At 71.9% G+C, this 13,586-nt stretch carries 13 protein-coding genes; 5 read left to right on the top strand and 8 right to left on the bottom strand.

The genetic code is table 11. The features are described 5' to 3' along the window. Positions 1–612: YflT domain-containing protein (locus tag ABD832_RS18030; protein WP_344896331.1), on the bottom strand; the 612-nt coding region annotated here is incomplete at its 3' end. 243 nt (positions 613–855) lie between these two features. Next, complete coding sequence (locus ABD832_RS18025; protein WP_344896329.1) at positions 856–2,295, bottom strand: GuaB1 family IMP dehydrogenase-related protein; 1,440 nt, start codon at positions 2,293–2,295, stop codon at positions 856–858. Positions 2,296–2,430: 135 nt separating this feature from the next. Between ABD832_RS18025 and ABD832_RS18020 the strand changes: the two genes are divergently transcribed. Further along, a complete protein-coding gene (locus tag ABD832_RS18020) occupies positions 2,431–2,898 on the top strand; it encodes a GyrI-like domain-containing protein (protein ID WP_344896327.1) in 468 nt (155 codons plus the stop codon). A 129-nt stretch (positions 2,899–3,027) separates the two neighbouring features. On the opposite strand, the gene ABD832_RS18015 is transcribed toward ABD832_RS18020, so the two are convergent. The 6 genes from ABD832_RS18015 to ABD832_RS17990 form a co-directional block, all read right to left on the bottom strand. After that, positions 3,028–3,564, bottom strand: a complete 537-nt coding sequence (locus ABD832_RS18015; protein WP_344896324.1) for a hypothetical protein — start codon at positions 3,562–3,564, stop codon at positions 3,028–3,030. Between the two features lie 12 nt (positions 3,565–3,576). Continuing rightward, complete coding sequence (locus ABD832_RS18010) at positions 3,577–3,807, bottom strand: helix-turn-helix transcriptional regulator (protein ID WP_344896321.1); 231 nt, start codon at positions 3,805–3,807, stop codon at positions 3,577–3,579. Between the two features lie 19 nt (positions 3,808–3,826). Beyond that, complete coding sequence (locus ABD832_RS18005; RefSeq protein WP_344896318.1) at positions 3,827–4,663, bottom strand: ABC transporter permease; 837 nt, start codon at positions 4,661–4,663, stop codon at positions 3,827–3,829. Continuing rightward, positions 4,660–5,505, bottom strand: a complete 846-nt coding sequence (locus ABD832_RS18000) for an ABC transporter ATP-binding protein (protein WP_344896315.1) — start codon at positions 5,503–5,505, stop codon at positions 4,660–4,662. Before ABD832_RS18000 ends, ABD832_RS18005 begins: the two co-directional genes overlap by 4 nt. A gap of 416 nt (positions 5,506–5,921) precedes the next feature. Further along, positions 5,922–6,620, bottom strand: a complete 699-nt coding sequence (locus tag ABD832_RS17995; RefSeq protein WP_344896312.1) for a nitroreductase family protein — start codon at positions 6,618–6,620, stop codon at positions 5,922–5,924. Between the two features lie 68 nt (positions 6,621–6,688). After that, a complete protein-coding gene (locus ABD832_RS17990) occupies positions 6,689–7,828 on the bottom strand; it encodes a CaiB/BaiF CoA transferase family protein (RefSeq protein WP_344896309.1) in 1,140 nt (379 codons plus the stop codon). Positions 7,829–8,052: 224 nt separating this feature from the next. Here ABD832_RS17990 and ABD832_RS17985 point away from each other — a divergent pair, with 224 nt between their 5' ends. The 4 genes from ABD832_RS17985 (at position 8,053) to ABD832_RS17970 (ending at position 13,473) form a co-directional block, all read left to right on the top strand. Further along, positions 8,053–9,747 carry a serine/threonine-protein kinase gene (locus tag ABD832_RS17985; protein ID WP_344896306.1) on the top strand — a complete coding sequence of 565 codons (1,695 nt, stop codon included), beginning with the start codon at positions 8,053–8,055 and terminating at the stop codon, positions 9,745–9,747. Between the two features lies 1 nt (position 9,748). Next, positions 9,749–10,729 carry an NAD(P)-dependent oxidoreductase gene (locus ABD832_RS17980; RefSeq protein WP_344896303.1) on the top strand — a complete coding sequence of 327 codons (981 nt, stop codon included), beginning with the start codon at positions 9,749–9,751 and terminating at the stop codon, positions 10,727–10,729. Positions 10,730–10,849: 120 nt separating this feature from the next. Further along, the gene (locus ABD832_RS17975) at positions 10,850–12,199 is read left to right on the top strand and encodes an FAD-binding oxidoreductase (RefSeq protein ID WP_413224598.1); all 1,350 of its coding nucleotides are present in this window, start codon (positions 10,850–10,852) and stop codon (positions 12,197–12,199) included. Between the two features lie 14 nt (positions 12,200–12,213). Beyond that, positions 12,214–13,473, top strand: coding sequence for a class I SAM-dependent methyltransferase (locus ABD832_RS17970; protein ID WP_344896297.1), 1,260 nt, complete (start codon positions 12,214–12,216; stop codon positions 13,471–13,473). The last annotated feature ends 113 nt before the right edge of the window (positions 13,474–13,586 follow it).

Genomic DNA, 13,586 nt, shown 5'->3' with positions numbered 1-13,586 from the left:
GGAGGCGATCGACGCGGTGGCGGAGTCCGAGGCCGTCGGCTGCGGCGGGACGGAGTTGGCGGGGGAGGTGGCCGCGGCCGGGTCGTACAGCCCCGCGGACGAGGGGACCTCGACCACGACGGTGTCGGCCGGGCCGGGGGTCGAGTCCAGGATGGCCCGAGCGTGGTCCACGTGCGAGGCCGCGACCAGCACGTCGTAGCGACCGGCGACGATCGCGCTGCGCGAGGCGAAGTCCCGCTTGCCACCGGTGAACACGTGGTTGATGAACCCGAACGCGGCGCCCATCACGGCCCCCCACAGGGCCGCCCAGAGCACGAGCACGACGAACGACATCGTGGTCGAGGTGAACAGGCCGAGGAACATGCCGACCACGGCGCCGAAGAGCACGCCGCTGCCCGCCCCGGTGAGGGCGGCCCGCCCGTTGGTCATCCGGCCGGTGACGGTCTCCTCGAGCTTGAGATCGCTACCGACGATCGCCACGTTCTCGACGGGGAACCCCGCGTCGGACAGGCCGTCCACGGTCCGCTGCGCCGCCAGGTAGTTGTCGTATCCCGCGAGGACCCTGCGGTTCACGACGACCTGGTCGTTCAGGCCGGTGGGCGTCTCTTTCATGTCGCTCGCCTTTCGCATGGGGGATGGGGCCACCGGCCGACTACCCGCCGTCCGCCCGACGATGCGCGCCTTTCGCCCCCTCTCGCCACGACGGCGCGCTCTCGCCGGAACGACCCGCTCTCACCCGGAGGTCCGCTCTCACGGGGGATGGCCCGCTTTCACCGGGATGACCCGTTCCCACCGGTACGGCCCGTTCTCATCGGGACGACGAGCTCCCGCCGGGACGGCGCACCGGTGAGAGGGTCACCAGCTCTGGTGCAGCGGCTTGCCCTCGCTGTAGCCGGAGGCGCTCTGCACACCGACCACCGCGCGCTCGTGAAACTCCTCCAGGGTGGAGGCGCCCGCGTACGTGCACGAGGAGCGCAGGCCCGCCACGATGGCGTCGATCTGGTCCTCCACGCTGGGCATGGCCGGGTCCAGGTACATCCTGGAGGTGGAGATGCCCTCCTCGAACAGCGCCTTGCGCGCCCGGTCGAAGGGCGAGTCCTCGGCCGTGCGCAGCCGCACCGCGCGGGCCGAGGCCATGCCGAAGTTCTCCTTGTACCTGCGCCCGTCCGCGGCGGTACGGGTGTCGCCCGGCGACTCGTAGGTGCCGGCGAACCACGAGCCGATCATCACGTTGGCCGCGCCGGCGGCCAGGGCCAGCGCCACGTCGCGGGGGTGGCGGACGCCGCCGTCGGCCCAGACATGGCGGCCCAGCCTGCGCGCCTCGGTGGAGCACTCCAGCACGGCGGAGAACTGCGGGCGGCCCACCCCGGTCATCATCCGGGTGGTGCACATCGCCCCCGGCCCGACGCCCACCTTCACGATGTCGGCCCCGGCCTCGACCAGGTCGCGTACGCCCGCGGCGGTGACGACGTTGCCGGCCGCGACGGGCACGCCCGGGTCCAGCGCGCGGACCGCCCGCAGCGCACCGATCATCTTCTCCTGGTGGCCGTGCGCGGTGTCCACCACCAGGCAGTCCACCCCGGCCTCGAGGATCTCCTTGGCCTTGGCGGCCACGTCCCCGTTGACGCCGACGGCCGCGGCGACGCGGAGCCGGTCCGAGGCGTCGACCGCGGGCCGGTACAGGGTGGCGCGCAGCGCGCCGGTCCTGGTCAGGATGCCGACCAGGCGGCCGTCGCCGTCCACCACCGGGGCCAGCCGGTGGCGGCCCTCGTGCAGACGGTCGAAGGCCTGGCGCGGGTCGAGCCCGGCGGGCAGCGTGAGCAGGTGGTCGGACATCACCTGGGAGAGCTGCGTGTACATGTCCACGCCGACGCAGTCGCTCTCGGTGACCACGCCGGCCGGGCGGTTGTCCCAGTCCACGATGATGATCGCGCCATGGGCCCGCTTGGGCAGCAGGTTCAGCGCCTCGCCGACCGTGTCGTGCGGGGTGAGGGTCAGCGGCGTGTCGTGGACCAGGTCGCGGCGCTTGACCCAGTCGACGACGTCGGCGACCACCTCGATCGGGATGTCCTGCGGGATCACCGCGATCCCGCCTCGCCGGGCCACCGTCTCGGCCATCCGCCGCCCCGCCACCGCCGTCATGTTGGCGACCACGACGGGGATGGTGGTGCCCGTGCCGTCCCGGCTGGAGAGGTCGACGGCGAGCCGTGAGCCGACGGCGGAGAGCGAGGGGACCATGAACACGTCGCTGTAGGTCAGGTCGTAGGCCGGCGTCATCCCATTGAGAAATCTCACGTTGATCCACCTTATCCCGTGAATTATCAGAAATGAGCGTTCCCCGTTTCCACCGCCTCCAAGAGGGCCGTCTCGTCGGACCGGACGGCTAAGATCCCGTTTGCGTGAATAAGTGGATGGCCATGAGGAGGCGTTGTGATCGTGGTTGACCGGCCCGAGATGCTCGTCGTAGGCCATGCCGTACGGACGTCGAACGCCGACGAGATGGAGCCGGGCAGGGGCAGGCTCACCGCGCTCTGGGCGCGGGCGGGGTCCCCGGGGGCGTTCGCGCACGTGCCGGGCCGGGTGAACGAGAACATCTACGCGGTGCTCACCGACTACGAGAGCGACCACCACGGTGCCTACACCCAGATCGTGGGGGTCGCCGTGCGCAGCGCCGCCGCGCTGCCCGAGGGCATGGTGGCCGTCCGGGTGCCCGGCGTGCCGTCGCTGAAGCTGGAGGCCCGGGGGCCGATGCCGGCCGCGCTGCTGGAGTCCTGGCAGCAGCTGTGGAAGCACACCGAGTCGGGCGGCACCCCGCCGCGGGCCTTCACCACCGACGTGGAGATCCACCACCCCGGGGGTGCCGACATCTACGCGGCGGTGCTGTCCCCGCTCCGCTGAGTCCCGATCCCCTCGATCCCGACGCGCCGGGCTCCACGCGCCGAGGTCCTGGTCCGCCGGTTCCGACGCGCCGGGCGCCGGATCCCTGTCCGGCGCCCGTGCCCGTCCGCCCGTCGCTCGCCGCCCGTCTCAGGCGTCGTCGTCGGGCGGCGGGTCGGGCAGCCGCCAGCCGGAGACGATCAGCGGCATCACGAAGTGGGTCATGAAGAGCGCGATCACCAGCAGGACGAACGCCCCGCCCGGCACGAAGAACTCGCGCTTCTGGGGTATGCCCACCGCGAGGACCACGACGAGGAGGACGATCAGGACGCCCGTCATGATCCGGTGGGTGAGGGCGGTGGCCCGCAGGCGCTCGCCGATCTGGCGCTCGTCCAGGTCGCGTTCCGACAGCTCCACGACGCCGCGGGTGGCGATGTTGAGCAGACTGACGGCCGGCAGGTAGACGATCAGCGAGATCGTCAGCAGCACGATGTTGACCAGGACGGGGCCGTCACCGGGACCGCTGATCCAGGCCACGGCCGCGTCCACCCAGAACAGCGAGACACCGAAGGCCGCCGCGGCGGCGAGCAGCCGCCTGCGGCCCCGGGTGGCGTACCAGCCGGGCAGGTAGTCGCTCTGCAGGACCTCGACGCGGGCCTGACGCCAGTTCTCTTTCCAACCGTTCACGATCTCATCTGCCTAACCACTGCCCAGCCGCGGGAACGGCCTGAGGGAGAACACGACTTCCAACGGGACTTCGAAATGCTCGGCGATGCGCAGGGCCAGGAACAGGCTCGGGCTGTACTCGCCGCGCTCAAGGTAACCGATCGTCTGGTAGTGGACCCCCAGCGCGGCGGCCAGCTCCTTGCGTGAGATGCCACGCTCGGCTCTCAGCACCGAGATCCGGTTGTACACGTCTTCGGCGGACATCCCAGCAGTCTCCCAGCACTCAGGAGGCCTGTGCGGCGAGCCTGCGCTCGGCGAGGCGCGAGCCGGACTCGCGACGGGTGACCCGGCGGATCAGCAGCGGCGCCAGCAGCGTCCCGGCCACCGTCCAGACCGCCAGCACCGCTCCCACCATGGGCAGGCGCCAGCTCCGGCCGATCTCGGCGCTGAGCATGGTGTCGGGCAGGAAGGCGGCCCGCAGGCCGAGCCCCTGCCAGTAGAGCGGGAAGACCTGGGAGACCCACTGGGCGGCCTCGGGCAGGAAGGTCATCGGGAGCATCACCCCGGAGGTGACCATCAGCACCATCATCGGCAGCGCCAGGACTCCCGCGGCGGTCTTGGGGCCGGGCAGCATGCAGCCGATGGCCGCGCCCAGCGGCACCACGGCGGCCGTGCCCAGCAGCATCACCCAGGCCAGGGTCGCCCAGTCGCGGGGCGGTGCGACCCCGCCCAGGGCCACGCCGATGGCCAGGATCAGCACGCTCTGCACGACGATCTGACCCAGGACGGTCACGCTCCGTCCCACCACGTAGGCGCCGACGCCGCCGGGGACGGTCCGCAGCCGCAGCAGCGTGCCCTCCTCCCGGTCGGCCGCGATGGCCAGCGGCAGCGCCATCACGCCGTTGGAGAAGACGGTGAAGGCCAGGAAACCCACCGTCATGAACGTCTTCATGGAGACCCCGGTCCCCTCGACCTCGTTGTCGCCGATCCACACGAGCAGGCCGGCGAAGATGACGACCGTGCCGAGCAGGGTGTTCAGCATCTCCCTGCGGTCCTTGAGCAGGTGCGTGTGCTCGTTCCAGCCGCGCCGCAGCCCGATGCGCAGTGCCTTGACGTTCATGCCGCCCTCCCGATCAGTTCCAGGTAGCTCTCCTCCAGCGACGGGCGCCGGATCTCCAGGCCGGGCACCGGGCCCTCGAACCTCCGGTGCAGCTCCCAGGCCGCCCGCGAGGGGTCCTCGGTACGCAGGACCTTTTCCCGGCCGTCCTCGATCCACCGGACGTGCGAACCGGTCTGCACGTGCCTCGCCAGCTCGGACGGGGTGCCGCAGACGGCGATCTCGCCGCCCACCAGGATCGCGGTGCGGTGCGCCAGCTTCTCGGCCTCGGCCAGGTCGTGGGTGGTCAGCAGCACCGTGATGCCCTCGTCGGCCGCGAGCCGCTCGATGAGCAGGTGGAACTCGCGCCGGGCCTCGGGGTCGAACCCCGTGGTGGGCTCGTCCAGGAAGAGCAGTTCGGGACGGCCGACGATGCCCAGGGCCACGTCCAGCCGGCGGCGCTGCCCGCCGGACAGGCGGCTGACCCGCTGGTCGGCCTGAGCGGTGAGGCCCAGGTCGGCCAGCAGCCGGTCCGGGTCGTGCGGGTCGTCGTAGAAGGAACCGATGTGGCCCAGGAGCTCCCGGACGCCCCACCGGCCGTGGTCGCGCCAGCTCTGCAGGACGATGCCCAGTTTGGCCCGCCACGCCTCGGTGGCCTTCTCCGGGTCGGCCCCGAGGACGCTCACCTCGCCGGCCGAGCGGTTCCTGAAGCCTTCCAGGATCTCGATGGTGGTCGTCTTCCCGGCCCCGTTGGGGCCGAGCAGGGTGAAGATCTCACCGCGCCGGATCTGCAGGTCGACACCTCGCAGGACCTCGGCGGAACCGTATGTCATCCGCAGCTCGCGGACGCTTACCGCAGTACTCATGTGGATGAATGTAGTACATCTACTACAGACGCGCAAACAGATACGACGAAAAGCGGTACACCTCCGGCCGGAGGTACCGCTGGTGCTACGGGAACGAGGGGGCGCCGGGGTTCGGAGAAGCCGAGGTCACCGGGTGGCGAGGGCGCCGGGAGCCAGGAAGCCCGGGGCTCGGGATCACCGGGGTCACCGGGGTCTTGGAGGGGCTCCGGGAAGGGCGAAGGACTGCCCATGGGTGCTCCGCCGCGTCCCCCGCGCAGGAACACGGCAGGGGACGCGGCGAAAAGGGCGGTGAGGGAGGTGGCGAGGGATGCGGCGGAAGGGGACCAGGCCGGGCCTCAGCTCTCCGGGGCCCGGCCTTCCGGCCTGCACAAGGGATGCGGTGAAAGGGGACCGGTCCGGGTCTCAGCCCCCGGACCTCAGCCCTCCGGGCTCCACAGGGGCTCGGGGATCTCGAATCCCACGTCCTGGCCCCACCGGTTGCGGTAGCTCACCTCGTGCGCGGGGCGGCGGGGTGCGACGCCCCAGCGTCCGGTCGGGTAGCCGAAGGTGACCGCGCAGGCCATCGTCCAGCCCTTGCCCTCGGGAACCCCGAGCACCCGCATCGTCTCCTCGGCGTGGAAGATGCCGAGCACGCTGGTCAGCGCGCTGCCCACGCCGTGGGCGCGGGCGGCCAGCTGCGCGCTCCACACCGAGGGGAAGATCGAGCCGCCGGACGGGTCGTTGCGCACGAACGCGAACAGCAGCAGCGGGTAGTGCTCGAAGTGGTCGGCCAGGTGCTTGGCCGAGTTCAGCACGCTGAGCGTCCGGGTGTCGCCCTCGGCCTCGGCCTTCTCGCGCATCGGCCGGTAGTGGCCCTCGAAGAGCTTCCCGAGCGCGTCCCGGTAGAGCGGGCCGAGCCGCTCCTTCACCCCGGGGTCGTCGACGAGCAGGAACCGCCAGCTCTGCACGTTGCCGCCGCTGGGCGCGCGGACCGCGGCGTCCAGGATGCTGCGCTGGACCTCCTCGGGGATGGGGTCGGGCTTGACCCTGCGCATCGCCCTGGTCGTGTACAGCGCCTCGAAGACGTCCATCCCCGCCGATCCCGCCGATCCCGCCGATCCCGCCGTGTCCGTCACGCGTTCCGCCTCCTTCGTCTTCAGGGTCTTCAGGGTCTCTTGCGTGTCCCGCGGATCGTGGGCGCCCGTCACGCCAGCACCCCCGCCTCGCGCAGCCGCGCCGCGGTCTCCTCCGGCAGGCCCCAGGAGGTCAGGTCGGCCAGCCGGGTCGCGGGGGAGAGGTCCTGCTCGGCCACGCCCAGCAGGCGCGGCACCGGGACGGGCTGCCGGACGCCGCCGACCTCCACGAACGTGCCCCGGGCCTTGTTGTGCGGGTGGTCGGGGGCCTCGCCCATCTCCAGTACCGGGGAGACGCACGCGTCCGAGCCCTCGAACACCGCCTCCCACTCGGCGCGGGTCCTGGACCCGAACGCCTCGGCCAGCCGCTCGCGCAGCTCCGGCCAGTTCGACCGGTCCTCGCGGTCGGGCAGCCCGGCGGCGTCCAGCCCCATCAGGGTGATCATCTCCGTCCAGAACTGCGGCTCCAGCGAGCCGACGGCCACGTACCCGCCGTCGGAGGTCTGGTAGGTGTCGTACATCGGCGCGCCGGTGTCGAGCAGGTTGGTGCCGCGCGGTCCCCAGAAACCGCTCTGCACGCCGTGGTAGAACATCGAGAACAATGCCGCCGCGCCGTCCACCATGGCCGCGTCGATGACCCGGCCCTCGCCGGTCCGCTCCCGCTCGATCAGCGCGAGCAGCACGCCGTACGCGAGCATGAGGCCGCCGCCGGCGAAGTCGCCGAGGATGTTGATCGGCGGCGTGGGCCGCTCGCCCGCGCGGCCCAGCATCGACAGCACGCCGGAGACGGCGATGTAGTCGATGTCGTGCCCGGCGGTCGCCGCGAGCGGGCCGTCCTGGCCCCAGCCGGTCATCCGCCCGTAGATCAGGCGCGGGTTGACCGCGTGCAGGTCGGCCGGGCCGATGCCGAGGCGTTCGGCGACCCCGGGCCGGAAGACCTCGACGACCACGTCGGCGTGCCGGGCCAGCTCCTTGAAGGCGGCCACGCCCTCGGGCGACTTCAGGTCCACGCCGACGGTCCGCTTGCCGCGGTCCATCACGTCGGCGCGCGGGCGGTCCCCGGCCTTGGCGACCGTGCTCGCCCGCTCGACGCGCAGCACCTCGGCGCCGTGGTCGGCCAGCATCATCCCGGCGAACGGCCCGGGGGCCAGTCCCGCCAGTTCGAGCACGCGGACTCCGGCCAGCGGGCCCTTCCTGGTCACGCGCTCCATGTACGTTCTCCTCGGTGCGATGTCGACTCCGGTCCGGCACGGGCCGTACGGGCGGACGCCCGGTGAGGGACCCGGCGGCCCGTTCCGCCACCGTGGCGGCCTGTTTCGCCCAAGTAGAACAACATTCGGCTTTCCGTGGCAAGACACATCGCCAGGAGCCGCGTGGCGCCCGCGCGCGTATGGGAAACTTGCGCCCTCTCCGAACGGGACCTAGGGGTTTTGCGATGACGTATCCGCACAGTGAACGGGTGGTCGCTGGGCGCTATCGATTGCTGCGGGAGCTCGGCAGGGGCGGGATGGGGGTCGTGTGGGAAGGCCACGACACCCTCCTCAACCGCGCGGTGGCCGTCAAGGAGGTCCTGCTGCCGCCCCATCTCTCCCCGGCGGAGTACCGGCTCCAGCTGGCCCGCACCTCCCGCGAGGCCAGGACCGCGGCCCGGCTCAACCACCGCGGCATCGTGGCGATCTACGACGTGGCCGAGCAGGACGGCCGTCCCTGGATCATCATGGAGCTGGTCCGGGCCCGCGGCCTCGACGAGGTCGGACGGCTTCCGGTGCACGTGGTCGCCGACATCGGCCGCCAGGTGCTCTCGGCCCTGCGCGCGGCCCACGGGGCCGGGATCCTGCACCGCGACGTCAAGCCCAGCAACATCCTGCTGGAGGCCGACGGCCGCGCCGTCCTGTCCGACTTCGGCATCGCGACCGTCGAGGGCGACACCTCGCTGACCCAGACCGGCATGGTGACGGGCTCGCCGAGCTTCCTGCCGCCCGAACGCGCCACCGGCGCCGACGCGGGCCCCTGGTCGGACCTGTGGGCGCTCGGCGCCACCCTGTACGCGGCCCTGGTCGGCCAGGCCCCCTTCGAGCGCCGCGACGCCATCGCCACGCTCGGCGCGCTCATCAGCGAGGAGCCCGACTTCGGCCGGGTGCCGCCGGAGATGCGCGCGGTGCTCACCGGCATGCTCCAGCGCGACCCCGCCCACCGGCTGAGCGCGCAACAGGCCGACGCGCTGCTGGCGGAGGTCCTCAGCGACCCGTCGGCCGCGATCCGCAGGACCGGCGAGACCGCGATCCGGCCGGACGCGCAGACCTCCTCGCGCCGTGGCGGGGAGAGCACGGTCCACCGCGCCACCGGGACGTCCCGCCGCGCGGGGCCGCGCGACGGGGGCGACACCGCGAGCCTGCCCGGGGCCGCGGGACGGCGCCGCAGGCAGCGTGGCGGGCGGGTCCCGCTGATCGTGGCGTCCGTGCTGGTGCTGGCGGCGGGCGGCGCGGTGGCGGCGGTCGCGATGTCGCAGCCCGACCAGCGCAGCGTGGCGCGCTCCGGGCCCGCCGTCGCGACGGCGAAGCCCGAGCCGACGAGGACCGCCTCGCCCACCCCGACGCCCACGCCCACCCCCACCCCGACCCCCACGCCGACCGCGACCAGGACGGCCGCGCCGGCCCAGGCGCTGCGGACGTGGCGGGCCCGGCCCCCGGAGAACTGGTCCATCACCTACCCGGCCGGCTGGAGGGGCGACTGGGCCGGCGAGACGGGCTACACCCAGTGGCTGCGCCGGGACGGCCGCGCTCACCTGGCGGTGGAGCCGCTGGAGCAGTCCTTCGACGGCCTGGAGGGGCTCCAGCAGGTCGTCAAGGAGAGCGCCTCCCAGCAGAGCGAGATCCACACCGAGGACGTGCGCAGGGTCCCCCTCGCCTACGGGGCCGGGCTGGAGTGGGAGTTCACCTGGACCGCCAAGGACAACGGCGGGATCCCCTGGGCGGTGCCCGGCGTGACCTACCACGAGCTGCGGCGGTTCGTCGAGGTCGGCGACACGGCCGTGGTGCTGGCCTGGACCGTCCACGACGATGAGTGGGATGCTCAACGCCCCCTGATGAACCGGGTGTTCGCCGGTTTCCACCCCCGCGGAGGCGAGTGACATGACCTGGAAGGTGCTCGCGCTGCCGCCCCTCCCCGAGGCGGCGGTGCGCAACCTGCTCGGATCGCTGGGCGACCGGATCGAGGTGTCGGTCCCGGCCGCCCGCGACCGGGAGTCGCTGCTGGCGGCCCTGCGTCCGGCCGAGATCGTGGTCGGTGACTGGAGCGGCGGGCTCACCCTGGACGCCGAGGCCGTCCGGGCCGCGCCGGACCTGGCGTTCGTGCAGCAGCCCTCCGTCGGCGTGGACGGCCACGACCTCGCCGCGCTCGCCGCGGCCGGCGTGCCGCTGGCCAACACCGCCGGGGTGAGCGCGATCGGCGTGGCCGAGTGGTGCTTCGCCGCCGCGCTCGCGCTGTCGCGGCGGCTGCCGGAGGCCGACGCCGCGGTCCGCGCGGGCCGCTGGCCGCAGCTGGACCTCGGGCCCGCCGAGCTGTACGGCTCGGCCGTCGGCATCGTCGGCTTCGGCCCGATCGGCGAGGCGGCCGCGCGGATGTTCGCCGCCCACGGCTGCGAGGTCTCCTACTGGACCCGTACGCCGCGCGAGGTGCCCTACACCTACCGGGAGATCGGCGAGCTGGTGGCCGGCTCCCGGGTGCTCGTCGTGGTCGTCCCGCTCACCGAGGAGACCCGGGGGATGATCGACCCGTCGGCGATGCCCGCCGGCGCGCTGCTGGTCAACGCGGCGCGCGGGCAGGTGGTGAACTCGGCGGCGCTGCTGTCGGCCCTGGAGTCGGGGCATCTGGGCGGCGCCGCGCTCGACGTGTTCGACACCGAGCCGCTGCCGCCCGGCGACCCGCTGCGCGGCAGTCCCCGGGTGCTGCTCTCGCCGCACGTGGCCGGGGTCACCCCGCAGTCCACCGGCCGCCTGATCCGGTGCGTGCTGGACAACCTGGAGGCGGCGATCGACGGCAGACCGGTGAGCAACGTGGTGAACGGGGTCGATCCGGTGGTCGGTCGCAGGTCCCGTTCGGCACTCTCGTAGAGTTTTCTCGCGTTTAACGCGCCCCGCCTGGCTCCGGAGAGATCCGAGATATAACGTGCCTAGGGGCGATCTTTCCAACGACGGTCAGTGGGGGTGATCACCGTGCGACGGATGACGGCGATGTCGGCGCACCGGCAAGCGGTGGAGCAGATCAGGGAGTCCTACGCCGCCATTCCGGACGACGCGGTGCCGCGCCTGTCCAAGGCCACCACGAACCTGTTCCGCTTCAGGGACGGCGCCCGGGCGGCGAAGCTCTCGGCCAGGGATCTGGACCAGGTCATCGAGGTCGATCCCGAGACGATGACCGCCGAGGTCCAGGGGATGACGACCTACGAGAACCTGGTGGACGCCACGCTCGCCCACGGGCTCATGCCGTACGTGGTGCCGCAGCTGAAGACGATCACGCTGGGCGGGGCGGTGACCGGGCTCGGCATCGAGTCCACCAGCTTCAGGGACGGGCTGCCGCACGAGTCCGTGGAGGAGATGGAGATCCTCACCGGCGACGGCCGGATCGTGGTGGCCCGCGACGACAACGAGCACCGCGACCTGTTCCGGGCCTTCCCCAACTCCTACGGCACGCTCGGCTACGCGCTCCGCATCCGGGTCAGGCTCAAGCCCGTCCAGCCCTACGTCAGGCTGACCCACATCCCGTTCGGCGACGCCGACAAGTGCATGCTCGCGATGCGCGACATCTGCGAGAGCGGCGAGTACGAGGGCGAGCGCGTCGACTTCGTGGACGGCACGTTCTTCGGCCCCGGCGAGCTGTACGTGACCGTGGGGCGCTTCGCCGAGCGGGCCCCCTACCTGTCCGACTACACCGGGATGCGCATCTACTACCGGTCGATCCAGACCAGGACCCGCGACTGGCTGACCGTCCGCGACTACCTGTGGCGCTGGGACACCGACTGGTTCTGGTGCTCGCGCGCCTTCGGCGTGCAGAGCGCGCTGGTGCGCTCCCTGATGCCGCGCAAGTGGATGCGCTCGGACGTCTACCGCAGGCTCGTCGGCCTCGACCGCAAGTACGGGGTGATCGCCCGGGTGGACCGCTGGCGCGGCCTGCCCCTGCAGGAGTCGGTCATCCAGGACATCGAGGTGCCCATCGAGCGCGGCGCCGAGTTCCTGGAGTTCTTCCACGACAAGGTCGGCATGACGCCGGTGTGGATGTGCCCGCTGCGCTCCGACGGCGAGTGGCCGCTCTACCCGCTGGAGACCGGGCGGCTGTACGTCAACTTCGGCTTCTGGGGAACGGTCCCGCTGCCCCGGGGGCAGTTCGACGGCTACCACAACCGTCTCATCGAGAACCGGGTCCACGAGCTGGAGGGGCATAAATCGCTGTACTCCACCTCGTTCTATCCAGAAGATGAGTTCTGGCGGTTTTATAACGGAACCGCCTACTGGCCGGTCAAGCGGGCATACGACGGGGGTGGCCGGTTGCTCGATCTCTACGACAAGTGTGTTCGGGGGCGTTAGGAGAGGTTGATTCTGTGTTGCTCGCAGAGATCTTCGAAAAGGTCATGGGCCCGGAGGCGGACGTACGCTTCATCGCCTACGACGGAAGCAAGGCCGGGCCCGACGGGGCCGACATCACCGTCGAGGTGAAGACCCCGGCGGCCGTCGCCTACCTGGCGCAGGCGCCCGGCGAACTGGGCCTGGCCAGGGCCTACGTCTCCGGTCACCTCGACGTCCACGGCGACATGTACACGCTGCTGTCGCGGATGTGGTCGCTCACCGTCAACGACCTCCCGGCCAAGGAGAAACTCGCCGCCATCCGGGCCCTGGGCGTGCGCCCGCTGCTCACGCGGATGCCGCCTCCCCCGCAGGAGGTGCGCAGCAGCGTGCTGGCCCGGATGGGCAGCCGGCACGCCAAGCGCCGCGATGCCGAGGCGATCCACCACCACTACGACGTCTCCAACAGGTTCTACTCGTGGGTGCTCGGCCCGTCCATGGCCTACACCTGCGCGGTCTTCCCCGAGCAGGACGCCACGCTGGAGGAGGCGCAGTTCACCAAGTTCGAGCTCGTCGCCCGCAAGCTCGCGCTCAAGCCCGGCATGAGACTGCTCGACGTCGGCTGCGGCTGGGGCGGCATGGTCATCCACGCCGCCCGCGAGTACGGGGTGAAGGCGCTGGGCGTGACCCTGTCGCGCCAGCAGGCCGAGTGGGCCCAGAAGGCCATCGCCGAGGCCGGGCTCGGCGAGCTGGCCGAGGTCCGTCACATGGACTACCGCGACGTGACCGAGACGGGCTTCGACGCGGTCAGCTCGATCGGCCTGACCGAGCACATCGGCAAGGACCAGCTGCCCTTCTACTTCCGCTTCCTGCACGACCGGCTCGTCCCCGGCGGGCGGCTGCTCAACCACTGCATCACCCGGCCGACGGGCACGGAGAAGACCTTCAACGGGAGCGGCTTCATCAACCGCTACGTCTTCCCCGACGGGGAGCTGGAGTCGGTCGGCTACCTGGCCCGCCAGATCGAGGACACCGGCCTGGAGATCCGCCACGAGGAGAACCTGCGCGAGCACTACGCGCAGACCCTGCGGTTCTGGTGCGCCAACCTCGACGAGCACTGGGACGAGGCGGTCAGGGAGGTCGGCGAGGCCACGGCGCGGGTCTGGCGGCTCTACATGGCGGCCTGCGTGGTCGGCTTCGAGCGCAACAAGGTGCAGCTCCACCAGATCCTCGCGGTGAAGCTGGACGCCCAGGGCGCGGCGCACGTCCCGCTCCGCCCGTCGCGCGACTGGCCCTGACGCGACGGCCCTGACGCGACGGCCCTGACGCGCGACCGGTCCTGACACGCCGCACGCACGAGGGGCGTTCCCGGGAGGTCCTTCCTCCGGGAACGCCCCTCGCGAGAGCTTCG

It is taken from the genome of Streptosporangium longisporum (genome assembly GCF_039534895.1).
Lineage (GTDB): Bacteria > Actinomycetota > Actinomycetes > Streptosporangiales > Streptosporangiaceae > Streptosporangium > Streptosporangium longisporum.
This window is presented reverse-complemented; position numbering and strand designations above follow the sequence as displayed.

What these genes read in the sequence shown, in the direction of transcription:
- ABD832_RS18010 (WP_344896321.1), bottom strand. Translation starts at nt 3,807, where the DNA reads ATGTCCGCCGAAGACGTGTACAACCGGATCTCGGTGCTGAGAGCCGAG.
- ABD832_RS17975 (WP_413224598.1), top strand. Translation starts at nt 10,850, where the DNA reads ATGTCGGCGCACCGGCAAGCGGTGGAGCAGATCAGGGAGTCCTACGCC.
- ABD832_RS17980 (WP_344896303.1), top strand. Translation starts at nt 9,749, where the DNA reads ATGACCTGGAAGGTGCTCGCGCTGCCGCCCCTCCCCGAGGCGGCGGTG.
- ABD832_RS17990 (WP_344896309.1), bottom strand. Translation starts at nt 7,828, where the DNA reads ATGGAGCGCGTGACCAGGAAGGGCCCGCTGGCCGGAGTCCGCGTGCTC.
- ABD832_RS17985 (WP_344896306.1), top strand. Translation starts at nt 8,053, where the DNA reads ATGACGTATCCGCACAGTGAACGGGTGGTCGCTGGGCGCTATCGATTG.
- ABD832_RS18000 (WP_344896315.1), bottom strand. Translation starts at nt 5,505, where the DNA reads ATGAGTACTGCGGTAAGCGTCCGCGAGCTGCGGATGACATACGGTTCC.
- ABD832_RS18005 (WP_344896318.1), bottom strand. Translation starts at nt 4,663, where the DNA reads ATGAACGTCAAGGCACTGCGCATCGGGCTGCGGCGCGGCTGGAACGAG.